The following is a 24,661-nucleotide window of genomic DNA, read 5'->3' as shown; positions in this document are numbered from 1 at the left end:
TCTACGTTTGGGGAAAAGGCTGATCGATGGTGGTGACCGATATCGCGACCCGGGTGTGGAACCATGGCTGGCGACTGGACCCGGTGGTGCGCAGCCTGCTCGACACCGACTTCTACAAGCTGTTGATGGTGCAGATGATCCGCGAAGTGCATCCGGACGTCCGCGCGACCTTCGCCGTCATCAACCGCAGCAAGTCGGTGCGCTTGGCGGAGGTGATCGACGAAGCCGAGCTGCGTGCCCAACTCGACCATGCGCGGACGATCGGGTTCAGCAAGCAGGAACTGATCTGGCTGGCGGGCAACAGCTTCTACGGCGTGCAGCGCATGTTCTCACCCGACTTCATCGCATGGTTGAGCCGGTTCCGGCTGCCCGACTATGACCTGTCGGTGCGCGACGGCCAGTATGTGCTGCATTTCGACGGACCATGGGCCGAAACCTCGCTGTGGGAAATTCCCGCGCTGACCATCGTCAACGAACTCCGGGCGCGCGCGGCGTTGCGCGATCACGGGCGGTTCGCGCTCGACGTGACCTATGCGCGGGCGAAAGCACGGTTGTGGGACAAGGTCGAGCGGCTGCGGGCGCTGCCGGATCTTGTGCTGTCCGACTTCGGCACGCGGCGGCGGCACGGTTTTCTGTGGCAGCGCTGGTGTGTCGAAGCGTTGCAGGAGGGGCTGGGCGATCGGTTCGTCGGTACCTCCAACGTGCTGCTGGCGATGCAGGCGGGGGTCGAGGCGATCGGGACCAACGCCCATGAGCTGCCGATGGTCGAGGCGGCGCTGGCGGAGGACGATGCCGGGATCGCCGCCGCGCCGTACCGCGTGCTGGAGGAATGGCGACGGCATTATGGCGGCAACCTGCTGATCGCGTTGCCCGATGCCTATGGCACGACCGCGTTCCTGCGCAATGCTCCCGATTGGCTGGCGGACTGGACCGGCTTCCGTCCCGACAGCATGCCGCCGATCGAGGGCGGCGAGCAGATTCTGCGCTGGTGGCGGTCGCGCGGCGTCGATCCGCGCTCGAAGCTGCTGATCTTCTCCGACGGTATGGACGTCGACAGCATCATGGCGACCTACCGCCATTTCCATGGCCGGGTCCGTATGAGCTTCGGCTGGGGGACGAACCTGACCAACGATTTTCGCGGTTGCGACCCGCTGGGCGGCGCGGGGCTGGAGCCGATCTCGCTGGTGTGCAAGGTCGTCAGTGCCAATGGCCGCCCGGCGGTCAAGCTGTCGGACAATCCGGCCAAGGCGACCGGCGACCCCGCCGATATCGCCCGCTATCTGCGCATCTTCGGCGAGAGCGGCCGGGTGGCGAGCCCGGTCGCGGTCTAGAGGCGGATGTAGCGGAAATACCAGACCTCATGACCTTGTCGCCGCGCCTTGCGTTCGTAGCGGGTTTCGGGCCAGTCGGCGGGGCGGGTCAGGAAGTCGGACGCAGTCTGCGCCTGCCATGCGAAATCGCGGCGCTGGTCCATGATCATCATCGCCCAGCGGCAATAGGTCGGGTCGTCGGTACCGAGCCGGAATTCGCCGCCGGGACGAAGCTTGGTGGCGATCAGGTCCATCGGGCCGTGGTTCATCATCCGCCGCTTGGCGTGGCGCGCCTTGGGCCAGGGATCGGGGTGGAGCAGATAGACGCGCTCCAGCGCGGCGTCGGGGAAGCGTTCGATCACCTCCAGCGCATCGCCCATATGCAGGCGGACATTGGACAGATCATCGTCGCGGATATGGTTGAGCGCACCGACGACGCCGTTGAGGAACGGTTCGCAGCCGATGAAGCCGTGGTGCGGCCGGGCGGTGGCCTGCCCGGCCAGATGCTCGCCCGCGCCGAAGCCGATCTCGACTTCCACCGGACGGTCGTCGCCGAACAGGGCCTGCGAATCGAGCGGGCCGGTTTCGGGGACCGAGACCCGCGGCAGCAGTTCCTCGACCAGTGCGGCCTGCCCCTGGCGCAGCTTGTGGCCCTGTCGACGGCCATAGAGGCGGCGGATGGTAGTGGGATCGTTCATCGCCGCGCTCCTACCCGCCGGGACGGCGATCCGACAAGGGAGCTTCCGCGTTCGCCGGTGGTTCGGATGCCATGGGCAAGAAGCGCAAGGCGAAACAACAGGCGAAGCAACTGGTCGACGCCGATATCGATGCAGGGCAGGGCGTCGCCGCTGCGTTGCACGACCATCCGGTGGTGAAGGTCGCGGGGTGGCTGAGCGAGGTCGCCGACCAGCCGCCGACGGTCGCGATCAACCTGACGACGATCGCCGCCGGGTTGTGGCGGGGCGATGCGCGGCTGACGCGGACCGGGGTCAGGATGCTGGCCGCCCATGGTCTGGCGACGCTGGCCAAGTCGGTCATCAAGGCCAATGTCGACCGGGCGCGACCGCATCTATTCAGCGACCGCGAGGATCATCGCCCGAAGCCCGGCGATACCGACGAGGGGCCGCAGAATTCCTTTCCATCGGGCCATACCGCAGGCGCGCTGGCGGTGGCGCGGGCGGTGGCGCGCGAATATCCCGAGGCGGCCGGGCCGGCCTATGCCGGGGCGGCGGCGGTGGCGGCGATCCAGGTGCCGCGGGGGACGCATTTTCCGATCGACGTCGCGGTCGGCGCGGTCATCGGACTGGTCGCCGAGGCGCTGGTCGCAAGGGTGCTGCCGGTGCCGGACGGAAGTTGACGAAGGTTGTGCGAAACTTCGTTTGGTCGACGGCTTTGTGCAAGTATTCGAGATGTTTAGGTGGGCCGAGGGTGCTGGAAGTTGACACTTGCGTGCCGGGAGGTTGTCCAGGGAAGGGCCGGCGGGGGTCGGGTCGAGCAAAAAGCCCGCTACCGCAGTAGGTTGGCAACCTGTTCGGCAAGTCGGGCGATTGTCACCTTCGATCGGAACGCTGCACGGGGCGAAGCGCGCCCATCCAGCGACCACAGCATTTGCGCTATCACGTAGCGCACCGTGTAGGAAAGCGACCGGCCCTCAGCGCTTCTCCCCGAGCGCGTTCGGATTGATCGTGATGCGGTTCGTGTCGTTCCCCCAGTTGGGGACGTGTGCCATCGCGGGGCGTCGCAGCGCGTCCATCACCTGCCGGGGGCGGGGCAGCGCCGTGAAGGGCGGGTAGACCAGCACGTTACCGACATCGATCAGGTTCACCGACCAGCCGGGCAGATTGGTCTTGGCGATGCGGCCGGTGGCCGGGTCGGGCTGGACCAGCGCGGCACGACCCGAATCGCTGAACGCCAGCAGATAGGAGTCGGCCGACGCATCTTCGCGATAGACGCCGCCGGCAGGCCCGGTCGCGGGATCGCGGCACCAGATAACCGGTTTTGCGGGGACGGCGGCGACACCCGGTTTCGGCTTGTCCTTGCGCGCGCGGCCCACCGCCAGCAATCCGCCGGTAAAGGCGGCGACCGACAGCATCTTCGGATCGCGCTGCACCTTCGCGGTGGTCGGGAACGCCAGCGGCGTCGGGCAATCGGCGACGGGTTTCGCCGCAACGGGGGCGGCGAGATCGGTCGGCCATGTGAGTGCCGCCAGTACCGCCGGCATCCGTGCCGCGATGCCGGCACCGTCGAGCGTCGTGCTACTATAGCGGACCTTCACCAGCCATTCGCCGAGCGGGACGATGGCGAGGACGGTGCCCCGATAGGGTGGACGCGAGACCGACCAGCCCGCGATCAAGCCGCTGGCCGCGCTGTGTCCCGGCGGGGTGAACGCGGTCGGGGGAAGGATGGGCGTAATCGTGCCGTAGACGTCGCGACGGGATTCGAGAATGGCGCGGGCGCGATCGAACCAGACCGGTGCAGCACCGCTGGCCATTCGAAAGACATAGATGGTGACCGCTTCGGAACCGCGCTGATAGTTGGCGAAGACGTCGAGTTCGGATCCACCAATCTGTTCGATCGCCACGCGCCGCATGCCGTCGAGCTCGGCCGGGATGGCGAGGCCGCTATGCCGGAAGCGATAGGGCTGATCGGCGGGTGCCGCGATCACGCTTTTCGTGAACTGGGCGGCGGCGGGGAGCGCGGCGAGCAGCGCCAGCGACGATAATCCCATCGCGAACAATCGTCCGGCACGGTCGTGCATATATCCCCCCGATGGGCGGACATGAAAACGGGAGGTCCGCCCTTTCGGCGAACCTCCCGCAATTCCAATGGCTTGTCTACCCAATACACCCGTAATGGATCAGGCTGCCAGCGCGGCCTTCAGATCGTCGACCAGGTCGGTCTTTTCCCACGGGAACAGATCGCCCTCGGGCTTGCGGCCGAAATGGCCATAGGCGGCGGTCGGCTGGTAGATCGGCTTGTTGAGGCCGAGATGCGTGCGGATGCCGCGCGGGGTCAGGCCGCCGAGCTTGGCGATGCCGGCGATCGCATTTTCGATCGCATCGTCGCCGACGGTGCCGGTGCCGTGGGTGTCGACATAGAGCGACAGCGGCTTCGACACGCCGATCGCATAGGCGAGCTGGATCGTGCAACGCTTGGCGAGGCCGGCGGCGACGATGTTCTTCGCCAGATAGCGGGTGATGTACGCCGCCGAACGGTCGACCTTGGTCGGGTCCTTGCCGCTGAACGCGCCGCCGCCGTGCGGGGCGGCACCGCCGTACGTATCGACGATGATCTTGCGGCCGGTCAGGCCGGCATCGCCGTCCGGGCCGCCGATTTCGAAGCTGCCGGTCGGGTTGATGTGATATTCGGTGGCATCCGACAGCAGGTCGGCGGGCAGCACGTCGGCGACGACCGACTTCACGTAATCGTGCAGCTCGGCTTCCTTGTCGCCATTGTCATAGCCCGGCGCGTGCTGGGTCGAGACGACGATAGCGGTCGCGGCGACCGGCTTGCCGTTTTCGAAGCGCAGCGTGACCTGGCTCTTGGCATCGGGTTCGAGGAACGGCGCGGCGCCCGAATGGCGGTCGGCGGCCATCTTCGCGAGGATCTTGTGGCTATAGTCGAGCGTGGCCGGCATGAGGTCCGGCGTTTCGTCGCAGGCGAAGCCGAACATGATGCCCTGATCGCCGGCGCCCTCGTCCTTGTTGCCCGACGCGTCGACGCCCTGCGCGATATGTGCCGATTGCGCATGCAGGTTGTTTTCGAAGCGGAAGGTTTCCCAGTGGAAGCCCGACTGTTCATAGCCGATCTTCTTCACGGTTTCGCGCACGGTGCGCTCGATCTCTTCCTGCGCGCCATCGGCCCACTGGTCGTTTTCGAACACGCCCTTGCAGCGGATCTCCCCGGCGAGCACGACCAGCTGGGTGGTGGTCAGCGTTTCGCAGGCGATGCGCGCTTCGGGGTCTTTCGACAGGAACAGGTCGACGATCGAATCGGAAATCTGGTCCGCGACCTTGTCGGGATGGCCTTCGGAAACCGATTCCGAGGTGAAGAGATAATTGGAACGCATGGACTTCCTCTGGTTAGAGGGAAAGCGCGCGGCCGTTGCCATGCCGCATATAAAGCTTTCCTTATATGACCGCCCTAGCGCGCGCGGCGGCGGATGGCAATCGCTACCCCGAACAGCAAAACTATCGCCAGCAGCGCCATCCAGTTGCCGACGCGCGCGAACAGGGTGGGCGCGCGGGGGGCGGGGATCGGCACCTCGATCGCGCCGGCCTGACCCGGCGGGATCGACGCGACGAGGCCGCCGGTGGCGTCGATGACCGCCGAGATGCCGGTGGGGGTCGAACGCAGGATCGGCAGGCCCTCTTCGGCGGCGCGCAGCCGGGCCTGCGCGAGATGCTGGGGCGGGCCCCAGCGGCCGAACCACGCGTCGTTTGAGGGATTGAACAGGAGCGTCGGGCGGTGCGCGCGGTCGACGACCTGCCCCGAGAAGATGATCTCGTAACAAATCTGCATGCCGACCAGGCCGAAGCCGGGCAGCGCGAGCGTCGCCGGGCCGGGGCCGGGGCGGAAGTCGATATCGCCCATCACGAGGCGCGACAGGCCGAGCGGCTGGAGAATCGACCGCATCGGCAGATATTCGCCGCCGGGGACCAGATGCGCCTTGTCATAGCGGCCGACGATGCGGGTGTCGGGGGTGATGGCGAAGACCGAATTGCCGGCGTCGCTGACCTGTCCGTTGGCGCCGAAGAACAGCGCGGTGCCGCCGACCAGTGCCGCATCGCGGGGGCCGAGCGTGCTGGCGATTCGAGCGCGCAGGAGGGCGGGCGATTGCTGGTACCATTCGGCCGGATAGCCGTCCTCGAGGTAGAAATTGACGGTGCCTTCGGGCCAGACGATCAGGCGCGGGGCGCGGCCGGGGATGCCGGACAGCTCGATCTGCTTGTCGAGCAGGCGCTGGTCATAGCCTTCGCTGCGGACGACTTCCTGCGGGAAATTGGGCTGGATGACGCGGACGCGGGGCGTGGTGTCGGTTGCGGGCGGCGTGGGGGCCATCTGGCCGGGGACCAGCATCAGCAGCGCGAGCGCGACGATGACGCCGGCACGGATCTTCGGCCGGGGCAGGAGCAGCAGCGCGCTGGCGACGACGGTCAGGCCGGACAGCGCATAGGTGCCGGTATAGGCGGCGAGGGCGCGCAAGGGGGTCGGCACCCAGATCACCGCGATCGGGTTCCATGCATAGCCGGTGAAGACGATTGCGCGGAAATATTCGGTACCGATCCACGCGGCACCGGCGATCAGGACGAAGCCGAGATCGGGGCGGTCGCCGCGTCGGCCAAGCTTCCACGCGATGCCGCCCGCGAGCATCGGATAGACGGCGAGGTAGAGCGCAAGGCCGACGACCGCGACATAGCCGAGCGCGGGCGGCATCCGGTCCTGAAAGTCGAAGGCGTGCTGGATCCAGTTGTTGCCGATGGTGAAATGGGCGACACCGAACAGCCACGAACGCCACAGCGCGGCCTTCAGCGTCGGGGCGCGGTGGACCAGCCACAGCCACAGTGCGAACGCGGCGAGCATGACCGGCCACCATTGCAGCGGTGCGAAGCCGAGGGCCGAGGTCAGGCCGGCGAACAGGGCGAGAAGAGCGGGCACGCGGCGCATATCCGCCGTGCGCGGCGTGGGTGCAAGGGGGTGCGCGAACTGCGCTTGCTGGAACGAAAGGTTCGCGAAAGTCGCAGATCTGTACCCCGGCGAGGGGCGGGGCCCAGTTGGGCGACGCCAGCCAATCATGGAAAGGTCCGCCTAACTGGACCCCGGCCTCCGCCGGGGTACGGCTATCGTCTGGCGAGGTCCTGCGCCTTCGCAGACATTTCCCCGCCGGGAAGTGCTTCTGTCACGCTTTCATCCGGTGCCCGTCACCCTATCTCCGTCTCATGAACCCGTATCTCTGGCTCGCCACCGCGATCGTCGCCGAAGTGATCGCGACCTCGACGATGCGCGCGACGCAAGGGTTCACCCGGATCGGTCCGTCGCTGGTGACGGTCATGGGCTATGCGGTCGCCTTCTACTGTCTGTCGCGCACGCTGGAGCAGGTGCCGACGGGCATCGCCTATGCCATCTGGTCGGGGGTCGGGATCGTGCTGGTCGCGGGCATCGCGTGGGTCTGGCAGGGGCAGCGGCTGGATGTGCCGGCGATGGTCGGCATGGGGCTCATCATCGCGGGCGTGATCGTGATGAACCTGTTTTCGGACAGCGTCGCACACTAAGTCGCGGGCGAAGGAGTTTCCCAATGAACCAACCGGTGACCGTCGATATTCCCCATCAACTCGGCCGCGCGGGCGTGCGGCAGCGGATCGACAGCGGGATCGACAAGCTGGCGGGCATGATCCCCGGCGGCACGCTCCACGACAAGCGCTGGGACGGCGACACGCTGCACTTCACGGTCAGCGGGATGGGGCAGACGGTGCAGGCGCGCTGCGAAATGCACGACGCGCATGTCCATGCGGTCCTCGACCTGCCGCCGATGCTCGCGATGTTCGCGAACAAGATCAAGGAGAAGCTGGGCCGCGACGGACCGGCACTGTTGAAGTAGCGCCTTGGTTAAAGGCGGCTCCGGCCCGCTCCCTCACCCCGCCACCCATGCATTGTACGATGTGGGTGGCGGGGTGGGGGAGCGGGCCGGAGCCGCGAAACGTGCCGGCGGCGCGTTTCCAAACGGCGCGGGTCAGCGCGCCGCGAGCGGCTGGCTGACCCGCCAGATGGTGTTGCCGACATCGTCGGCGACCAGCATCGCGCCGGTACGGTCGGCGATCACCGCGACCGGACGGCCATGCACGTCCTTGCCATCGGCGGTCAGGAAGCCGGTGAGCAGGTCGACCGGCTTGGCATTGGCGACGGGGAAGCCGTTGGCGGCGAAGGGGACATAGACGACCTTGTAGCCCGAGGGCGGCACGCGGTTCCACGACCCGTGCAGGCCGATCACCGCGCCATTGTCGAACCGCTGGCCCAGCCGCATGTCGGCGGTGAAGGCGAGACCGAGCGGGGCGACGTGCGCGCCGAGCGCATAATCGGGGCGGGCGACATACTGGCGCAGGTCAGGGCGCTGCGGCTGGACGCGGTCGTCGATATACCCGCCCCAATAATGCCATGGCCAGCCATAGTTGCCGCCGAATTCGACCTTGGTCAGATAGTCCGGCGGCATGTCCGACCCCAGCATGTCGCGTTCGTTGACGACGGTCCACAGATCCTTGCTGCGCGGTTCGAACGCCATGCCGTTGGCGTTGCGCAATCCGGTGGCATAGATGCGGAAGGTCTTCCTGGCCGGATCGACCTGCCAGATCGCCGCACGGTTCTTTTCGATGTCGAGGCCGTTCTCGGCGATGTTCGAGGCCGAGCCGACGCTGACATAGAGCGACTTGCCGTCGGGATCGGCGACGACGTTGCGCGCCCAGTGATTGCCGCCGCCGGGCAGGTCGACGATCTTCTCGGGCTGGGCGGTGATGCGGGTCTGGCCGAGGCGGAAAGGATAGCGGACCAGCGCGTCGGTATTGGCAACGTAGAGCGAGTCGCCGACCACCACCATGCCTGATGGCGAGTTCAGCCCGGTCAGGAACACCGACCGCGCCTCCGCCACGCCATCGCCATTGGCGTCGCGCAGCAGGGTGATGCGGTTGGCGGAGGCGCCACCGGCGCCGGCCTTGTCCATGAACAGCCGCATGAACCAGCCGGTGATGCCGCCGCCCTCGCGCGGGGGGCTGTTGCTCTCGGCAACGAGCACGTCACCATTGGCGAGGCGATAGAGCCAGCGCGGATGGTCGAGGCCCTTGGCGAAGGGCTGCACCTGCAACCCGGCGGGGACGGTCGGGGTCTGGCCGTCCTGCCAGCCGATCGGGTCGGCAACGCGGACGGTCGGGAACCACTGGTCGCGGACCTGGGTCAATTGCGGGGTACGTCCCGCCACGGCATTCTCGCTCAACTGCGCCCGGTCGGGCTGGGTGAGGTAGAAGACCAGCCCGGCGATCAGGACCAGCAGGACAAGGCCAAAGCGGAGGACGTGTTTGCGCATGCCCCGTGAATAGGGCGGTGCGGGCGGCGGGGGAAGGGGGCGCGGGTCGCGCCGCGAAAAGGGCCGCCGGACACAAGGGAGGAGCGCCGGCGGCCCGTCGGATCGGTTCGAAGGGGGACTTACGAACCGGCCCGCCCATACCGGCTAACTGAGTCGGGTTGTTTTGTGAAACCGATTGAATCGTTGTCGGTGATCGGATTTGGCACTTAGCTGGACGTCGCGTTTGCGGCGACGCCCCGCCACCATGCTGCGCATGGTCCCCCTCCCCGCGCGGCGGGGAGGCGTTTATTCCTCGATATGCGGATGGGGTGGATGGAGGCGGAGGCGCAGGACGCGACGCGTGTCGGCGGCGACAATCTCGATCCGCCAGCCCGAGGGATGGTCGAGGCACGCGCCCTGTTTCGGAACCTCGCCGGCGAGGACGAAGGCGAGGCCGCCCAGCGTTTCGACGTCTTCCTCGACCTCGCCGAGGCGCGGATCGATCAGTTCGGCGGCATCCTCCAGCTCGGCACGGGCATCGGCTTCCCACGCGCCGCCCTCCAGCGGCACGAACAGGTCGGTCGGTGCTTCGTCATGCTCGTCCTCGATCTCGCCGACAATCTCCTCGACCAGATCCTCGATGGTGATGAGACCGTCGGTGCCCGAATATTCGTCAAGCACGATGGCGAGATGGGTGCGGCTCGCCTGCATTTGCGCGAGCAGGTCGAGCGTGCCCATCGATTGCGGGACGTAGAGCGGCTGGCGCAACAGGCCGATCGCGGTCGGCGGATGCTCCTCGCCCTTGGCGAGGATCGCGAACACGTCCTTCACATGCACCATGCCGACGATGGTATCGAGCTTTTCGCGATAGACGGGCAGGCGGCTATGGCCCGCTTCGGCGAACAGCTTCACCACATCGGCGAAGGGCGTGTTCTCCTCCAGCGCGACGATGTCGGCACGCGGCACGCCCATGTCGCCGGCATCGCGTTCGCCGAAATGCAGGATGTTGCGCAACATCTTGCGCTCGATCGGCGATAGGTCGCCCGCGACCGGTGCGTCGTTCTCGTCCTCATGCGCTGCGATCACTTCCTCGATCCGTTCGCGCAGCGTCTCGCTGGCGTCCTCCCCGAAGATCAGCGAGCGCAGCCCCCGCCATATGCCCCCTTCGGAGCTGCTACTGTCGCCGGGCGTGGTGCTGGTCGAAACGTCGGCCATGATGGTCGTGTCAGTCCTCTGTAACCGGATAGGGATCGTGCAGGCCGAGTTCGGCGAGCGTCGAACGCTCGATCGCCTCCATGGCTTCCGCCTCGGCATCATTTTGGTGGTCATGGCCTAGCAAATGGAGGCAGCCATGGACAATCAGGTGCGTGGCATGATCGGCGACCGAAATGCCGCGTTCCGCCGCTTCGGCGGTACAGACGCCGTGGGCAAGGACGATGTCGCCAAGCAGCACCTCGCCATCGTCGCTGTTCTGCGTGACCGTGTCGAGCAGGTCGGGCTGGATCATCGGGAAGGACAGGACGTTGGTCGGCTTGTCTTTCTGCCGGTACTGGCGGTTGAGCGTCTGCACCTCGTCATCTGACGTCAGGCGTATGGCGATCTCGATCAGCGCCGGGTCGGTCAGCCACGCGCCCTGTGGCGTGCGGCCGATCGCGGCGGTCGCGGCGCGGGTAGCGAGCGCCTCCCAATCCTGGTCCTGCGGCCAGTCGGCCTCTGCCTGTACGGCGATATCGATCATCCGAGGTCGGTCCTTGCGAAGTCGTCGCCCTTGTAGAGCAAAGTGGCGTTGTTGGTATGGGCGCAGGCATAGGCGAAGCAATCGCCCATGTTGAGTTTGGCTTCGTGGCGCCCCTTGCCGTAGCGGCGATGCGCTTCGCCAGCGATGCGCGCCTCAGCCTCGCCAATCGGCACCATGACGAAACGATTCTCACCGGCAAAGGCGTCGGTAATTTCAGCGGAGAAGGCGTCGCCATATTTCGTCGCGCGCGCGATCCCGCTGATCGTCTCCCACCGCGCGATCGGCGACCAAAGCGGCGTGTCGAACGACATAAGGCGATCATTCTGTTCAAGATAGTCCGCTTCGCGGGCCAGTATCGCGACTAGCACAGATGCATCGACGAACGCGGTCACAGGTTACCCGACAGGTCGTCATAGAATGCCTTGTCTGCAGCAAGGCCGCTTGGTTCGGGAAGCGGGTAGCGCTTGTAGAAGTTCTCCAGCCGTTGGCGAGGCGTCGCAACGCTGCGGTTGCGTTCGAGTTCGGCCTCGACCGCCCGCCGTACTGCTTCGGTCTTGCTGGTGCCGCGCAAGCGCGCCAACTCGTCGACCAATGCGTTGGTTCGCTCATCCTTGATGTACAGCGAGGGCATTACCGGTCTCCAAAGGGATATCCCGCAAGGTAATGCAGGATATCCCGCTACTCAAGCGTCCTTGCCCTCATAGGCCTCGACGATCCGCCCGACGATCGGGTGGCGGACGACGTCGCCCGCGCCGAAGCGGGCGAAGGCAATGCCCTCGATGCCCTCCAGTCGGCGGGTGGCGTCGGCGAGGCCCGATGCCTGCACGCCGCCGGGCAAGTCGGTCTGGTTCGGATCGCCGCACACCACCATGCGGCTGTTCTGGCCGAAACGGGTCAGAAACATCTTCATCTGGGCAGGCGTGGTGTTCTGCGCCTCGTCGAGGATGACGAAGGCGTCGGCGAGCGTCCGCCCGCGCATGAAGGCGATCGGCGCGATCTCGATCTCGCCCGACAGGATGCGACGTTCGACCTGTTCGGCAGGCAGGCAGTCGTTGAGCGCGTCGTAGAGCGGGCGGAGATAGGGATCGACCTTCTCCTTCATGTCGCCGGGCAGGAAGCCGAGCTTTTCGCCGGCCTCCACCGCCGGGCGCGACAGGATCAGGCGCTGGACGCTGCCGGTGATGAGTTGCGCCACCGCCTGCGCAACGGCGATATAGGTCTTGCCGGTACCTGCCGGCCCGAGGGCGAAGATGATGTCGTTGGACAGCAGCTGGTGCATGTAGCTGGCCTGGGCGACAGTGCGCGGAACGATCGTCTTCTTCCGCGTGCGGATCATGATCGACGGTGCGCCCTGACCGCTTTCGGCGCGGAAGATGCCGTCGAGCGCGGGCTGCGACGACATGGCGATGACCGCGTCGATCAGCCCCGGATCGACGTCCTCGCCGCGCAGGATGCGGCGGTGCAGTTCGGTCAGCACTTCGCGCGCATGGGCCACGGCCTCGGCCGATCCCTCGATCCCGACCCGGTCGCCGCGAGCGGTGATGTAGACGCCCAGCCGTTCCTCCAGCGCCAGCAGGTTGGCGTCGAATTCGCCGAACAGGCGCGAGAGGAGTTGCGGCTTGTCGAAGCTCAGTTCGGCGCGGGCGCGCTGGCCGGCTACGGCGGGGACGGGCTTGCGGCTCATGCGATCCTTTCGGTCGGAGGGTGATGGCGCACGGGTCCGGGCATAGCCTTGAGTCGGACGGGGTGGCGCGGCAGCATCATCTGCGAGACTGGCAGATGGTTTTGCAGGGGGGAAGCGAAACTTGGTTCACGGGGAGGGGAGAGAAGGAAGGATTTAGGGTTCGCGCAAAGGCGCGAAGGACGCAAAGGGATCGTGTATGCCGCGCCAGCGGCTTTTCGCACACAGCGCGGCCGCAGAAGCGGCGTCGCCCGACAGATTGTCGTCGCCGCACGCGCACTACCTTTGCGTCCTCTGCGCCTTTGCGCGAATAAAACCTCTTCGTGCTCCCGCGCCTTCGCGTAAGTCCGAGCCCTTATTTCAGCGTCGCCATGTCGATGACGAAGCGATACTTCACGTCGCTCTTCTGCATCCGGTCATAGCCGGTCTCGATCTGGTCCATGGCGATCGTCTCGATATCGGCGGTCAGGCCGTGCCGGTGGCAGAAGTCGAGCATCTCCTGCGTCTCGGCGATGCCGCCGATCAGCGAGCCGGCGAGCGAACGGCGGCCGAAGACGAGCGTTCCGACCGAGGGCGAGGGGTGCGGCGTTTCGGGGACGCCAACCAGCGTCATCGTACCGTCGCGCTTGAGCAGCGCGAGGAACTGGTCGAGGTCATGCGACGCGGCGACGGTGTTCAGGATGAAGTCGAAACTGCCGGCATGTTCGCCCATCGCGTCGGCATCTTTCGACACGATCAGGTCCTTGGCGCCGAGGCGGATGGCGTCGTCGCGCTTGTTGGGCGAGGTCGAGAAGACATAGACTTCCGCGCCCATCGCAGCGGCGATCTTCACGCCCATATGGCCGAGGCCACCTAGGCCGACGATGCCGACCTTCTGTCCTGGTCCGACCTTCCAGTGCTTGAGCGGGGAGTAGGTGGTGATGCCGGCGCACAGCAGCGGCGCGACGGCGGCGAGATCGGCATCGTCATGCTTGATGGCGAGGACGAAGTCCTGATCGACGACGATATGGTCCGAATAGCCGCCAAAGGTGTGGCCGCCGAGCACGGGGTCGGGACCGTTATAGGTACCGACGAAGCCGGTGCCGGTGCAATATTGCTCCTCGCCCTCATGGCAAGACGGGCATTCGCCGCAACTGTCGACCATGCAGCCCACGCCGACCGTGTCGCCGACCTTGAACTTCGTCACGTCGCTGCCGACGGCGGTGACGGTGCCGACGATCTCGTGTCCGGGAACGCAGGGGTAGAGGGTGCCCGGCCATTCGCCGCGTGCGGTGTGCAGGTCGCTGTGGCAAACGCCGCAATAGCGGATGTCGATCGCTACGTCGCCGGGTTGCGGATCGCGGCGTTCGAACGAGAAGGGGGCGAGCTTGCTGTCGGCCGATTGGGCGGCATAGCCCTGAGCGGGGGTCGTCATGCTGGGGTTCCGTTGATGGAGGAAGTCGCCAGCATAATGCGACGCCACCGCATTCGTTGCCGATACAAAGTATCAAGTGGCATGATTTTTCAGGTTACGCGGCGTTCGCCATGTTCGAGCATCGCCGGGATCACCAGATCCTCCTCGTCGGCGAGATGGCGGTTCAGCATGGCCAGCAACGCCTGCGACCGCTGCGCATAGTCGGCGGCGGCGCGATCGACCGCGCCCGATCCGGCAAGCGCGGCGAGCAGGGTCCGCGCGCCTGCGACATTCTGTTCCAGCGCGTCGTGGATCGCGTGATGATCGGCGTCGAGCAGGTCGAAGCCGCGCGCCATGCGCGGGTCGAGCGCGCGGAATTTGGGGAAATAGGCGTGATCCTCGATCTGATGATGACCGTTCAGATGCTGTAGGAAGCGATTGAGATCGGGCACGAAACGCCGCTGGAATGCCTGCGGGTCGAGACGCCCCGCGCGAAAGGCGGTCAGCGACGTTTCGACCGCCGCCGCCTCGGCGCGGAGCGCGGCGTGGATGTGCAGCCAGAAATCGGCGAGCTGGCCGAAATTAGCGTGGGTGCGCCAGTCGGGCTGGGGATAGGCAGCGCGGAGATAGGCGAGGTCGTCGCCGATGCCGCCGCGCGTCGCGAGATCGCTCACGCCGCCGCCCGCACCCGCTCCACGCCCGACAGGGAGACCGCACCGGTCGCAACGATCTCCACCTCGACCATGTCGCCGATCCTGGCATCGGTCAGGAAATGGACCGATTGCAGCCAGGGCGACTTGCCAAGCATCTGCCCGGGGTGACGGCCCTGCCGTTCGACCAGCACCTGACAGGTCCGGCCGATCGTCGCGTCGTTGAACGCCTTCTGATCGCGCAGCAGCGCCGCCTGCAGCCGTTGCAGTCGTTCGTCCATCACGGCGAGGGGGACTTCGCCGGCCATCTCGGCGGCAGGGGTGCCGGGGCGGGGCGAATATTTGAAGCTGAACGCCTGCGCATAGCCGACCGCGTCGACGAGGCGCAGCGTATCCTCGAACTCGGCATCGGTCTCGCCGGGGAAGCCGACGATGAAGTCGCCCGACAGCGCGATATCGGGGCGGGCGGCGCGGACGCGGTCGAGCAGGCGCAGATAGCTGTCGGCGGTATGGCTGCGGTTCATCGCCTTGAGCACCCGGTCGTTGCCGGCCTGTACCGGCAAGTGCAGGAACGGCATCAGTTTCTCGACGTCGCGGTGCGCGTCGATCAACCCCTGCGTCATGTCGTTGGGGTGGCTCGTGGTATAGCGGATGCGCTCCAGCGAGGGGATGCGATCGAGTTCGCGGATCAGCGCATCGAGGCCGCGGCCGTCGCCATCGACCCATGCGTTGACGTTCTGTCCCAGCAGCGTGATCTCGCGCGCGCCGCCGTCGACCAGCGCCTTCGCCTCGTCGACGATGCGGGCGAAGGGGCGGCTAATCTCGGCACCGCGGGTATAGGGCACAACGCAATAGGTGCAGAATTTGTCGCATCCCTCCTGCACCGTCAGGAACGCGCTCGGGCCGCTGCGGCGGCGGGTGGGGAGGTGCCCGAACTTGGATTCGGGCGGCATGTCGGTGTCGAGCGCGGGCTTGCCGGCTGCCGCGTCGGCGACCAGTTTCGGCAGGTTGTGATAGGCCTGTGGGCCGACCACGACATCGACCTTCGCGCGGCGGACGATCTCTTCGCCTTCGGCCTGCGCGACGCAGCCGGCGATGGCGATCATGGGATCGGCGCCGTGTTTGCGCAGGCGTCCGATGTCCGAATAGACCTTCTCGGTCGCCTTTTCGCGGATATGGCAGGTGTTCAGCACGACCAGATCGGCGGCATTGGCATCGTCGGTCGCGGTCATGCCCTGCGCTGCCATCAGTTCGGCCATGCGCTCGCCGTCATAGACGTTCATCTGGCAGCCGAACGATTTGACGTGGAAGGTTTTCGGGGTGGTCATCGGCGGGGCCTTACCGGATTTCGGCCTTGGTAGGAAGGATTCGGGTTCGCGTGGCGGCGGGGAGGGAAGAAGGGTTTTGTTTCGCGCAAAGGCGCAAAGGACGCAAAGGGCGTTCGGGACAGGCGGACAAAGCCCTCTTCTCAAAAACGCTTATATTAGAGAGCCGCCGTCGCGGCGGGCGGTCGATCTTTGCGCCTTTGCGCCTTTGCGCGAACCAACTTCCTCTTCGTACCTTTGCGCGAACCCATTCTATGGTTGCCGCTCCGCCATGACCTCGGCGATCAGGTCCTTGCGGCTCAGTTTGCCGATCATCGTTTTCGGCAGGGTCAGGCGGACGACGACTTCGTCGACGCGCTCGTGCTTACCCAGTTGCGGGTTGAGCCACGCCTTCAGCGCATCGCCATCGATATCGGCGTCCTCGGCGAGGGTCACATAGGCGTGCGGGCTTTCGCCGCGATAGTCGCTGGGCAGGCCGACGACCAGCGCCTCGCGCACGGCGGGGTGGTGGTAGAGGACGCGTTCGATCTCGCTCGGGAACACCTTGAACCCGCCGACCGCGATCATGTCCTTCAGCCGGTCGACGATGCGGATGAAGCCAGCTTCGTCGATCGTGCCGACATCGCCGGTGCGCAGCCAATGGGTGCCGTCGGTATCGACGCAGAAGGTCGTATCGGCAGTGTCGGGCCGTCGCCAATAGCCGCCCATGATCTGCGGCCCGGCGACGACGATCTCGCCCGGCTGGTCGAGCGGGGCGGGGAGGTTCGGATTCTCCTTGTCGACCAGCCGGACGCGGGTGCCGGCGATCGGCTGGCCGATGCTGCCCGCCTGTTGCGGACCCGCATAGGGGTTGCACGAGACGACGCCCGAGCTTTCGGAAAGGCCATATCCCTCGACCAGCGTCGCGCCGGTCGCCGCCTCGAACCGTTCCTTCAGTTCCGGTGGCATCGGCGCGCCGCCCGAGATGCAGTAGCGCAGCGACGAAAAGTCGGTCTGCTTCAGGCGCGGATGGTCGAGCAGCGCACGGTACATGGTCGGTACGCCGGGCAGTGCCGTCGCCTTGGTCCGGTCGAGTGCCGCCAGCACCTGTCCGGCATCGAACCGGGGCAGCAGCACGATCTCTCCGCCGGTCACCACCGTGCGATTGAGGACGCAGGTGTTGGCGAAAACGTGGAACATCGGCAGCACGCCGAGGATGCGGTCGAGTTTGGTGTTGCCATCGGGATCGAGCCACGCGACCTGCCGGGCATTGGCCGACAGATTGGCGTGGCTGAGCGTCGCGCCCTTGGGACTGCCGGTCGTGCCGCCGGTATATTGGATGAGCGCGAGGTCGCGCGTCGGATCGATCTGCGGCGTCACGCAGCCGCCGTCATTGGCGATCAGGGCGGAGAAGGCTGAGACGCGCGGATCGTCGGGGCGCGGCGTCACCTCCTGCGATCGGAACCAGCGGTAGAAGAGCGACTTGGCGACGGGGAGGGCACCCGCCACCGACCCGACGATCAGCCGTTCGAGCGAACTGCGCTCCAGCACGTCCAGCGCGGTCGGCAGCAGCGCCGAGGCGGACAGGGTGAAGAGCAGCTTCGTCCCCGAATCCTCGACCTGCGCCGCCAGTTCCTGCGCGGTGTAGAGCGGCGAGAAATTGACGACCGTCGCGCCGAGTTTGAGGATGCCGTAATAAGCGGCGATGTAATGCGGCACGTTCGGCAGGAACAGGCCGATGCGGTCGCCGGGACCATAGCCCAGTTTCGCGAGGCCGCAGGCAACCCGGTCCGCACCGTTCTTCGTTTCGGCATAGCTGTAATGCCGTCCGAGAAAATCGATCAGTGGGGCGGTGCCGCGCCGGGCGGCCGATTCCTCGAACAGCGTCACCATCGACATCGGCGGTATCGGTTCGTCCCAGCGAACCGGATGGGCGTAGCGGTCGAGGATCGGTGCGGCGCTGCTCATTTACAAAGGTGTAAACAGGCGTTGCGTTGCATGCAAGCCGGGTTGCGTCACCCGTAACCGTGGGCGGCAGGGGTCAGGCGGCGAGCGGGAGCGGCGCTGCCCGGCCAGCCCGGTCGCGGCCGGCGGCCTTCGCCTCGAACAGCGTCTTGTCGGCGAGGCGGTAGAGACGTTTCCAGTCATTCTCGTCGGCGAGCGGCCCGTGGCAGATACCGATGCTGCTGGTGACGCGCAGGTCGTAGGGCAGGCGTTGCGCGCGGACGTTGGCGAGCAGTACGTCGGGATCGGGCATCGCCGCTTCCGGTCCCAGCAGCGCGAATTCCTCGCCGCCCATGCGCGCGACCAGCACGCCGGGCGGGGCGTGGAAGCGTAACGTGCGGGCGAACTGGCGCAGGACCTCGTCGCCGCCGTCATGGCCGATCGTATCGTTGACCTGTTTGAAATGGTCGATGTCGAACAGCATCAGCGTGCGCGGCCCTTGTGCGGCGATCGCCCGCGACAGGAAGGCGCGGCGGTTGAGCAGGCCGGTCAACGGATCGGTATCGGCCAGCTCGCGCGAGATCGCCTCCTGCCGCACGGCTTCGTCGCGTTCGCGACTGAGCACGCGGATGCGGTAGGCGATGGCGATGCTGGCCATCAGTGTCTCGATGCTCATCGCCACCAGCGTCGAATTGTCGATCCAGAAGCTCCAATCGAGCAGATTGAGGTTGTAGAGCGAACGGACGACCAGCATCACCATCGGCGATGCCCAGCTGAGCGCGAACAGCCACAGAAAGTCGCTGCGCCGCCGCCATGTGCGCCACACGACCAAAGCGACCGACCCCGGCGCGACGAACATCGTCAGCGAGAAGATGCGGTCGAGAATGGGCATCGCGATCGGTCCGACCGCGATCAGCAACACGCCGAGCATCCCGAAGATGGCGGTCACCATATGCAACAACCGCAGCGGCCAGCCATCAAGGATGCGGCGTTCGAAGAAGCAGGCGCAAAAGGCGAGGGCCGACGCCATGCCCCACGACAGCACGACATAGCTGGTAAGGATCCGGCGGTTGTTGCTCAGTTCGGGCAACAGCCACGCCATGATCCCCGAGGACGACAGCGCATAGACCAAGAGGCAGGCGAGCAGCCCGCAATAAGCGAGCTGAAAATCATGGTGCAGCACCCGCCACAGCGCGAAATTGTAGAAGAGAAGGCCGGCGCACAGTCCGATGAAGCCTGCATAGAGCGCGGCGAGCAGCATGTTCGAACGCTGGCTTTCGGCATCGCCGGTCACCCGGGCGCCCACCACGATACCGCGCATGTTCGCGCTGCCGCCGACCCGCCACAACACCCGGTCGATCGGCACGCCATCGGGGACGAAGCGGTGTTCGACGATCGCGCCCAGCTGGACATGATGGCCGATGCCGACATTGTCGTCGATCGACCCCCGAATGCGGCCGTCGGCGGCGACGGCAAAGACGGCGAGCGAATCCTGCCACAGGCTGACCTGCCGCACGCGAACCGGCGCGGCCGGATCGGCGGGACGGGGCAGGCGAACCCGACAGGACCCAGTAATCGCCGGGCCCGAAATCGGTCTGGCGGGCGGTGCAGTCGAACCGGCCGGGCCGGGCCAGCACCGCGCGGACCGTGTCGCCGGGCTGGACGCGGCTGATACAGGTCGGGATCGGCGTGCCGACGATCCCGGCCTGCGCGCATGCGGGCACGGCGCCGAGTGCGCCGAACGCCATGAACAGCGCGATCACCAGGGTTCGACAGGCCGATAGCATGCGGCCGGCATGCCACCCGACGCGCCAAGATTCGGTTAACGCGGCGTTTGGTTTTTCGGACCGGGGGTCAGTTGGCGGCGACGACCGCGGCGGTCAGCCCGGCCATCGTCGCCTGCTGGGCAAGCTGGCGCAGCGTGTCCGCACTGGTGCCGGCCGGGGTCATCACGCGCGCGCTCGACCGGCCGGGACCGACCGATTGTGGAAAGGTGGTCGCGCGGCTCGGCTTATGCGCGCCCTGTTGCCGGACGAAGGCGGCGACCGCCTCGCTCGGCCCGCTCACCACCAGTTCGGGACCGCCCTGTGCCGGGCTCAGGCCACATCCGGCCAGCAGCGTCGCCGCCGCGATCGTCACGAAAATCCGCATCCTCACCCCTATCGCTCGCCGCTTGGTCGCGGTCGTTGGCTGGTGCCCAAGCTGACATGCGCGGGCGCGGCGCGCAATGGGTGGATGTATGCGCTACTTAGCCGAGCGCCTCGTCGAGCAGGCGGGCGAGGCGCAGGCCGCCTTTCTTCACCTGTCCCTGCGCTACCGGTACCAGCCGGGCGATGGTCGCGTCGTCGAGCTTGATACGCCCGGCGGGCTGGGGGCCGCAGCCGTCGCCGCCCAGCGCGGGGGCATAGGCATAGTCGCGGCTGATCTGCCAGCTGTCGCGACTCCAGTCCTCGACGGTGCCGGCCTGGATGGGGGCGCGTTCGGCGGGGCTGTAGGCGCGCAGGATCGAGGGCGGGGTGGTGATTGCGCGTTCGGCGAGCGGCCCGTCCCAGATCGAATGGAGGTTGAACCGATCGGGATGATAGATGCCGTAATCGCCCTTCACCCGGTTGCCGCCAAGATCGCCGCGATCGCCGGCATGGAGCGGCATGTGCAGGTCGCCGACGAAATGGACGAGAAACGCAAGCGCCAGCACCTTTTCGCGCATCGGGACCTTGGGGTCCTTCAGCAGCTTCACGTCGCGTTCGATCTGTGCCGAGACGCAATTGCCGTCCTTGCACGCGGCCTTCAGGTCGAACGGCTTGCAAACGTCGACATTCTGGTAATGCCATGAATAGGCGTAGCTGAAGCGTTCGCCGAGCGGCTTGACGCAATCGGCCCACACGCTCGCTTCCTCGATGGTGCGCGCCGGGCAGGTCGGCGTTTCGAGCAGCGCCTGATGCCGCAGGATGCGGTCGATCGCAGCTCGGGTTTCGGGGCGGACGTTCAGCCGCGCGATGGTGGCGACGCTTTGATGCCCATATTCCCAATAGGCGTAAGCGGGGGAGGTCGCGAACAAACAGGCGACCGCAAGCAACAGGCGGCGAATCATGGCCACCGCCTTTAATGCCTGTCGTACGGCATGAAAACCGGTGCTAGCCCTCGTCCCCATAGATGGCGGTGCGGCGGGTGCCGTCGCTGCCGGCGCGACCGCGGTACATGCCCGGCGTGGTGAAGCTCCACGCGACGTCGCCATCGGGGCCGGCGACGATGACGCCGCCGGTGCCGCCGAGCGCTCGGGTCTCGGCAAGGACGGTGTCGGCGGCGGTCTGCAGATCCTCGCCGGCGAAGCGGATGCGCGCCGAAATCTCGTGCGCGACGCCGATGCGGATGAAGAATTCGCCCGCACCGGTCGCCGAGACGGCGCAGGCGCGATCGTCGGCATGCGTGCCGGCACCGATCAGCGGCGAGTCGCCGACCCGGCCCCAGCGCTTGCCGGTCACCCCGCCGGTCGAGGTGGCGGCGGCGACATGGCCGGCGGCATCGACCGCGACCGCGCCGACCGTGCCATATTTCATGTCGACGTCGAACCAACCATCGGGATTGGCCTTCATCGCATCGAGCTGCGCGCGACGTTCGGGGGTGACGAACCAGTCGGGATCGACCTGTTCGACATTCTGTTCGGCGGCGAAGATATCGGCGCCCTTGCCCGCGAGCAGGACGTGCGGGCTGTGGTCCATGACGGCGCGGGCGAGGCTGACCGGATGACGGGTGCGGGTGACGCCGGCAACGGCACCGGCGGCACGGGTGCCGCCGTCCATGATCGCGGCGTCGAGCTCGATCGCCCCGTCGAAGGTAAAGACCGCGCCACGCCCCGAATTGAAGGTCGGATCGTCCTCCAGCACCTGTACCGCCGCTTCGACCGCGTCGAGCGCGCTGCCGCCGGCGGCGAGCACCGCTTCGCCGGCGGCGAGCGCCGCGTCGAGGCCGGCGCGGGCGGCGGCGTCGGTCTGTGCGCTGACGGTGTCGCGGGTCAGGATGCCGGCGCCGCCATGCACCAACAGGGTCCAGCGGGGGGCGGGGGCACTCGACATGATTTCATCCTGCTACGGTTATGTGCCGGGCCTGCTAGCAGATCGCGGGGGCGGTGCCACCCCGTCGCACGGGGCGGGCGCGACCCCGACCAGCATGCCGAACACAGGCACCAGCCGGGCGAGCGCGACGGTCGCGCCGCAGGTGGCGATCGTCGCGGTCAGGATCACCGCCGCCTGTATCCCGGGCGCCATTGCGAGGGGAAGGGTACACCAGGTCGCCAGAACGATCGCGGGGTGGTGGACGATATAGGCGGGGAACACCGCCTGCCCGAGCGTCCGGCGCCAGCGATGGTCGTGATTGGCATAAGCATCGGCGAGGTGGAACAGGGTGACGACCATTCCCCATGCCATGACCGACCGTCCCGCGCGGCTGGCGACCATCAGCGCGTGCGGCGGCACGGCGCTTCCCGGATAGCCGACCTCGACCCCGATCGCCACGCCGCCGCCCATCAGCGCCAGCAGGGCGGCGGGACGCCAGCAGCGATGCAGCGCGTGCCACAGCGGCGGATGGCGCGCGATCAGGAAGCCGAGAAGGAACAGCGTCAGGAACTGCGAATGCCCCGCCCAGTCGCGAAACAATCCCTGCCGTTCGGGGACGACGAACAGCAGCGCCAGCCGCAGCGCGACGATCGTCGCCATCGGCGCCCATAGCATCCGCCTGCCGATCGCCAGCCACGTCGCCGCGCGGTCGAGCGCGGCCAGCGCGCGACGCGATGCGGTCACCCCCGCGACGACCATGGTGTAGGTCCAGAGATAGACGAGGAACCAGAGATGCTCCCAACTGGGAAATTCGACGCCCCAGTGCGTGCCGCTGGCCCAGGCGTCGAAGCGCCAGAAATGCAGATAGTCGCGGGCATAGCCGGTCTCGCGCACCCGCACCCACATTTCGAGCGGGACGATCGCGACCATGCCGAACAGCAGCGGCACCAGCAGCCGCCGCGACCGGTCGAGGGCGAAATCCGCCGCCCCCTCGGCACGACCGAACAACATCGCGCCGGCATAGCCCGATACCGCGAACAACAGCCCCAGCCGCCACGGCGTCAGCGCCGCCATCGGCGCGACCAGCGCCGGATAGACATGGCCCGACGACACGATCCAGTGCCACGGGCTGAACGCCAGCGCGACATGATAGGGGATCAGCATGGCGAACGCGGCGATGCGCAGCCAGTCCAGCCCGTAATGGCGGCCCGCCGGTGTCATGCGTTCCCTGTCGTTCCCCGCTGCACGGCCATGCGACTTTCGCCTGACGCAATGCCGCCCTATACTGGGCAGAGATAACCGAAGCGTTAGCGAGAATTTACCATGTCGATCCGCCCTTGGCGCGATATCCACCGCCGGCAGAGCCGCCAGATCATGGTCGGCAACGTCCCCGTCGGCGGCGACGCGCCGGTCACGGTGCAGACGATGACCAATACCGAAACCTCCGACGCGGTGGCGACGATCGACCAGATCCGTCGCTGCGAAGAGGCGGGGGCCGACATCATCCGCGTATCGTGCCCCGACGTGGCGAGCACCGCCGCGCTGCGGCAGATCACCCGCGCCGCGCGGGTGCCGATCGTCGCCGACATCCATTTCCATTACAAGCGGGCGCTCGAAGCCGCCGATGCGGGCGCGGCGTGCCTGCGGATCAATCCGGGCAATATCGGATCGAACGAGCGCGTCGCCGAGGTCGTCCGCGCGGCCAAGGCCAATGGCTGCGCGATCCGCATCGGCGTGAATGGCGGCTCCCTCGAAAAGCATCTGCTCGAAAAATATGGCGAGCCATGCCCCGACGCGCTGGTCGAGTCGGCGATGGACCATATCAAGCTGTTGCAGGACCACGACTTCCACGAGTTCAAGGTCGCGGTGAAGGCGTCCGACCTGTTCCTTGCGGTCGCGGCCTATCAGCAGCTGGCCGAGATGGTCGATTGCCCGCTGCATCTGGGCATCACCGAGGCGGGCGGGTTCGTCGGCGGGACGGTCAAGTCTTCGATCGGCATCGGATCGCTGCTATGGTTCGGGATCGGCGACACGATCCGCGTCTCGCTGTCGGCCGAGCCGGAGGAGGAAGTCCGGGTCGGGTTCGAAATCCTGAAGGCGCTGGGCATCCGCAATCGCGGCGTGCGCGTCGTGTCGTGCCCGTCCTGCGCGCGGCAGGGTTTCGACGTGATCCGCACCGTGCAGGCGCTGGAGGAACGGTTGCAGCATATCCGCACGCCGATGTCGCTGTCGGTGCTGGGCTGCGTCGTCAACGGCCCCGGCGAGGCGCGCGAGACCGATATCGGCATCACCGGCGGCGGCAATGGCCGGCACATGGTCTATCTGTCGGGCGTCACCGACCACCATGTCCAGGACGCCGACATGATCGAACATATCGTCAAGCTGGTCGAGGCCAAGGCGGCGGAGATCGAGGCGGCAAGTTCGGGAATGCCGCAGGCGGCGGAGTGACGTTCTTGGCGGGTAATCAAGAGACCCGTTCGTGCTGAGTAGGGGCTGAGCGAAGTCGAAGACCCGTATCGACGCACCTTGGGCAGTCCTT

Annotated in this window: 24 protein-coding genes; 5 read left to right on the top strand and 19 right to left on the bottom strand. The window is 66.8% G+C overall.

The window, feature by feature from the left end; genetic code table 11:
- Nucleotides 1–26: 26 nt before the first annotated feature.
- On the top strand, nt 27–1,331 hold the full coding sequence (pncB, locus tag MF607_RS06405) for a nicotinate phosphoribosyltransferase (protein WP_242116732.1): 1,305 nt from the start codon (nt 27–29) through the stop codon (nt 1,329–1,331).
- Here the strand turns inward: pncB and trmB are convergent.
- Complete coding sequence (gene trmB, locus MF607_RS06400) at nt 1,328–2,008, bottom strand: tRNA (guanosine(46)-N7)-methyltransferase TrmB (protein ID WP_242116731.1); 681 nt, start codon at nt 2,006–2,008, stop codon at nt 1,328–1,330. The two genes, pncB and trmB, sit on opposite strands and share 4 nt — an antisense overlap.
- Nucleotides 2,009–2,079: 71 nt before the next feature.
- On the opposite strand from trmB, the gene MF607_RS06395 reads away from it, so the two are divergent.
- Nucleotides 2,080–2,667, top strand: coding sequence for a phosphatase PAP2 family protein (locus MF607_RS06395; RefSeq protein WP_242116730.1), 588 nt, complete (start codon nt 2,080–2,082; stop codon nt 2,665–2,667).
- A 294-nt stretch (nt 2,668–2,961) separates the two neighbouring features.
- On the opposite strand, the gene MF607_RS06390 is transcribed toward MF607_RS06395, so the two are convergent.
- From MF607_RS06390 to lnt, 3 genes are all read right to left on the bottom strand, one after another.
- On the bottom strand, nt 2,962–4,068 hold the full coding sequence (locus MF607_RS06390) for a hypothetical protein (protein WP_242116729.1): 1,107 nt from the start codon (nt 4,066–4,068) through the stop codon (nt 2,962–2,964).
- Nucleotides 4,069–4,167: 99 nt separating this feature from the next.
- A complete protein-coding gene (gene metK, locus MF607_RS06385) occupies nt 4,168–5,379 on the bottom strand; it encodes a methionine adenosyltransferase (protein WP_242116728.1) in 1,212 nt (403 codons plus the stop codon).
- A 74-nt stretch (nt 5,380–5,453) separates the two neighbouring features.
- On the bottom strand, nt 5,454–6,977 hold the full coding sequence (gene lnt, locus MF607_RS06380) for an apolipoprotein N-acyltransferase (RefSeq protein ID WP_242116727.1): 1,524 nt from the start codon (nt 6,975–6,977) through the stop codon (nt 5,454–5,456).
- 272 nt (nt 6,978–7,249) lie between these two features.
- On the opposite strand from lnt, the gene MF607_RS06375 reads away from it, so the two are divergent.
- Both MF607_RS06375 and MF607_RS06370 read left to right on the top strand, forming a co-directional pair.
- Nucleotides 7,250–7,582: an SMR family transporter gene (locus MF607_RS06375; RefSeq protein WP_242116726.1), complete on the top strand. Its 333-nt coding sequence runs from the start codon at nt 7,250–7,252 to the stop codon at nt 7,580–7,582.
- 23 nt (nt 7,583–7,605) lie between these two features.
- Complete coding sequence (locus MF607_RS06370; protein ID WP_056456069.1) at nt 7,606–7,908, top strand: polyhydroxyalkanoic acid system family protein; 303 nt, start codon at nt 7,606–7,608, stop codon at nt 7,906–7,908.
- Nucleotides 7,909–8,040: 132 nt separating this feature from the next.
- Here MF607_RS06370 and MF607_RS06365 read toward each other — a convergent pair whose 3' ends face one another.
- From MF607_RS06365 to MF607_RS06295, 15 genes are all read right to left on the bottom strand, one after another.
- Nucleotides 8,041–9,381, bottom strand: a complete 1,341-nt coding sequence (locus tag MF607_RS06365; RefSeq protein ID WP_242116725.1) for a PQQ-dependent sugar dehydrogenase — start codon at nt 9,379–9,381, stop codon at nt 8,041–8,043.
- Between the two features lie 285 nt (nt 9,382–9,666).
- Nucleotides 9,667–10,575, bottom strand: a complete 909-nt coding sequence (locus MF607_RS06360; RefSeq protein WP_242116724.1) for a hemolysin family protein — start codon at nt 10,573–10,575, stop codon at nt 9,667–9,669.
- A gap of 10 nt (nt 10,576–10,585) precedes the next feature.
- The gene (gene ybeY / locus MF607_RS06355) at nt 10,586–11,098 is read right to left on the bottom strand and encodes an rRNA maturation RNase YbeY (protein ID WP_242116723.1); all 513 of its coding nucleotides are present in this window, start codon (nt 11,096–11,098) and stop codon (nt 10,586–10,588) included.
- A complete protein-coding gene (locus MF607_RS06350) occupies nt 11,095–11,490 on the bottom strand; it encodes a type II toxin-antitoxin system VapC family toxin (protein ID WP_242116722.1) in 396 nt (131 codons plus the stop codon). The genes ybeY and MF607_RS06350 overlap by 4 nt, the downstream gene beginning before the upstream one ends.
- On the bottom strand, nt 11,487–11,729 hold the full coding sequence (locus MF607_RS06345) for a type II toxin-antitoxin system VapB family antitoxin (RefSeq protein ID WP_242116721.1): 243 nt from the start codon (nt 11,727–11,729) through the stop codon (nt 11,487–11,489). The genes MF607_RS06350 and MF607_RS06345 overlap by 4 nt, the downstream gene beginning before the upstream one ends.
- Before the next feature lie 51 nt (nt 11,730–11,780).
- Entirely contained in the window at nt 11,781–12,782 is a 1,002-nt protein-coding gene (locus MF607_RS06340; protein ID WP_242116720.1) for a PhoH family protein, read from the bottom strand.
- A 352-nt stretch (nt 12,783–13,134) separates the two neighbouring features.
- The gene (locus MF607_RS06335) at nt 13,135–14,193 is read right to left on the bottom strand and encodes an NAD(P)-dependent alcohol dehydrogenase (protein WP_242116719.1); all 1,059 of its coding nucleotides are present in this window, start codon (nt 14,191–14,193) and stop codon (nt 13,135–13,137) included.
- Nucleotides 14,194–14,282: 89 nt separating this feature from the next.
- On the bottom strand, nt 14,283–14,846 hold the full coding sequence (locus MF607_RS06330; RefSeq protein ID WP_242116718.1) for a hemerythrin domain-containing protein: 564 nt from the start codon (nt 14,844–14,846) through the stop codon (nt 14,283–14,285).
- The gene (gene miaB / locus MF607_RS06325) at nt 14,843–16,150 is read right to left on the bottom strand and encodes a tRNA (N6-isopentenyl adenosine(37)-C2)-methylthiotransferase MiaB (RefSeq protein ID WP_242116717.1); all 1,308 of its coding nucleotides are present in this window, start codon (nt 16,148–16,150) and stop codon (nt 14,843–14,845) included. Before miaB ends, MF607_RS06330 begins: the two co-directional genes overlap by 4 nt.
- Before the next feature lie 249 nt (nt 16,151–16,399).
- The gene (locus MF607_RS06320; RefSeq protein ID WP_242116716.1) at nt 16,400–18,094 is read right to left on the bottom strand and encodes a long-chain-fatty-acid--CoA ligase; all 1,695 of its coding nucleotides are present in this window, start codon (nt 18,092–18,094) and stop codon (nt 16,400–16,402) included.
- A 73-nt stretch (nt 18,095–18,167) separates the two neighbouring features.
- Nucleotides 18,168–19,586, bottom strand: coding sequence for a sensor domain-containing diguanylate cyclase (locus tag MF607_RS06315; protein ID WP_242116715.1), 1,419 nt, complete (start codon nt 19,584–19,586; stop codon nt 18,168–18,170).
- A 338-nt stretch (nt 19,587–19,924) separates the two neighbouring features.
- Nucleotides 19,925–20,221 carry a hypothetical protein gene (locus MF607_RS06310; protein WP_242116714.1) on the bottom strand — a complete coding sequence of 99 codons (297 nt, stop codon included), beginning with the start codon at nt 20,219–20,221 and terminating at the stop codon, nt 19,925–19,927.
- Nucleotides 20,222–20,318: 97 nt separating this feature from the next.
- Complete coding sequence (locus tag MF607_RS06305; protein ID WP_242116713.1) at nt 20,319–21,161, bottom strand: S1/P1 nuclease; 843 nt, start codon at nt 21,159–21,161, stop codon at nt 20,319–20,321.
- Between the two features lie 43 nt (nt 21,162–21,204).
- The gene (locus MF607_RS06300) at nt 21,205–22,143 is read right to left on the bottom strand and encodes an isoaspartyl peptidase/L-asparaginase family protein (protein ID WP_242116712.1); all 939 of its coding nucleotides are present in this window, start codon (nt 22,141–22,143) and stop codon (nt 21,205–21,207) included.
- Between the two features lie 18 nt (nt 22,144–22,161).
- Nucleotides 22,162–23,343 carry an acyltransferase family protein gene (locus tag MF607_RS06295; RefSeq protein ID WP_242116711.1) on the bottom strand — a complete coding sequence of 394 codons (1,182 nt, stop codon included), beginning with the start codon at nt 23,341–23,343 and terminating at the stop codon, nt 22,162–22,164.
- 102 nt (nt 23,344–23,445) lie between these two features.
- Between MF607_RS06295 and ispG the strand changes: the two genes are divergently transcribed.
- Nucleotides 23,446–24,570: a flavodoxin-dependent (E)-4-hydroxy-3-methylbut-2-enyl-diphosphate synthase gene (gene ispG / locus MF607_RS06290; protein WP_242116710.1), complete on the top strand. Its 1,125-nt coding sequence runs from the start codon at nt 23,446–23,448 to the stop codon at nt 24,568–24,570.
- Nucleotides 24,571–24,661: the final 91 nt, after the last annotated feature.

The sequence above is a fragment of the Sphingomonas lacusdianchii genome (assembly GCF_022664395.1).
In the GTDB taxonomy this organism is placed as follows: Bacteria; Pseudomonadota; Alphaproteobacteria; order Sphingomonadales; family Sphingomonadaceae; genus Sphingomonas; species Sphingomonas lacusdianchii.
Note: the sequence above shows the minus strand (reverse complement) of the source record. Positions and strands in the feature narration are given on the sequence as shown.

Excerpts from the sequence above, each read along its gene's own strand:
- pncB (WP_242116732.1), top strand. The coding sequence starts at position 27 with ATGGTGGTGACCGATATCGCGACCCGGGTGTGGAACCATGGCTGGCGA.
- trmB (WP_242116731.1), bottom strand. The coding sequence starts at position 2,008 with ATGAACGATCCCACTACCATCCGCCGCCTCTATGGCCGTCGACAGGGC.
- MF607_RS06395 (WP_242116730.1), top strand. The coding sequence starts at position 2,080 with ATGGGCAAGAAGCGCAAGGCGAAACAACAGGCGAAGCAACTGGTCGAC.
- MF607_RS06390 (WP_242116729.1), bottom strand. The coding sequence starts at position 4,068 with ATGCACGACCGTGCCGGACGATTGTTCGCGATGGGATTATCGTCGCTG.
- metK (WP_242116728.1), bottom strand. The coding sequence starts at position 5,379 with ATGCGTTCCAATTATCTCTTCACCTCGGAATCGGTTTCCGAAGGCCAT.
- lnt (WP_242116727.1), bottom strand. The coding sequence starts at position 6,977 with ATGCGCCGCGTGCCCGCTCTTCTCGCCCTGTTCGCCGGCCTGACCTCG.
- MF607_RS06375 (WP_242116726.1), top strand. The coding sequence starts at position 7,250 with ATGAACCCGTATCTCTGGCTCGCCACCGCGATCGTCGCCGAAGTGATC.
- MF607_RS06370 (WP_056456069.1), top strand. The coding sequence starts at position 7,606 with ATGAACCAACCGGTGACCGTCGATATTCCCCATCAACTCGGCCGCGCG.
- MF607_RS06365 (WP_242116725.1), bottom strand. The coding sequence starts at position 9,381 with ATGCGCAAACACGTCCTCCGCTTTGGCCTTGTCCTGCTGGTCCTGATC.
- MF607_RS06360 (WP_242116724.1), bottom strand. The coding sequence starts at position 10,575 with ATGGCCGACGTTTCGACCAGCACCACGCCCGGCGACAGTAGCAGCTCC.
- ybeY (WP_242116723.1), bottom strand. The coding sequence starts at position 11,098 with ATGATCGATATCGCCGTACAGGCAGAGGCCGACTGGCCGCAGGACCAG.
- MF607_RS06345 (WP_242116721.1), bottom strand. The coding sequence starts at position 11,729 with ATGCCCTCGCTGTACATCAAGGATGAGCGAACCAACGCATTGGTCGAC.
- MF607_RS06340 (WP_242116720.1), bottom strand. The coding sequence starts at position 12,782 with ATGAGCCGCAAGCCCGTCCCCGCCGTAGCCGGCCAGCGCGCCCGCGCC.
- MF607_RS06335 (WP_242116719.1), bottom strand. The coding sequence starts at position 14,193 with ATGACGACCCCCGCTCAGGGCTATGCCGCCCAATCGGCCGACAGCAAG.
- miaB (WP_242116717.1), bottom strand. The coding sequence starts at position 16,150 with ATGACCACCCCGAAAACCTTCCACGTCAAATCGTTCGGCTGCCAGATG.
- MF607_RS06320 (WP_242116716.1), bottom strand. The coding sequence starts at position 18,094 with ATGAGCAGCGCCGCACCGATCCTCGACCGCTACGCCCATCCGGTTCGC.
- MF607_RS06310 (WP_242116714.1), bottom strand. The coding sequence starts at position 20,221 with ATGCGGATTTTCGTGACGATCGCGGCGGCGACGCTGCTGGCCGGATGT.
- MF607_RS06305 (WP_242116713.1), bottom strand. The coding sequence starts at position 21,161 with ATGATTCGCCGCCTGTTGCTTGCGGTCGCCTGTTTGTTCGCGACCTCC.
- MF607_RS06300 (WP_242116712.1), bottom strand. The coding sequence starts at position 22,143 with ATGTCGAGTGCCCCCGCCCCCCGCTGGACCCTGTTGGTGCATGGCGGC.
- MF607_RS06295 (WP_242116711.1), bottom strand. The coding sequence starts at position 23,343 with ATGACACCGGCGGGCCGCCATTACGGGCTGGACTGGCTGCGCATCGCC.
- ispG (WP_242116710.1), top strand. The coding sequence starts at position 23,446 with ATGTCGATCCGCCCTTGGCGCGATATCCACCGCCGGCAGAGCCGCCAG.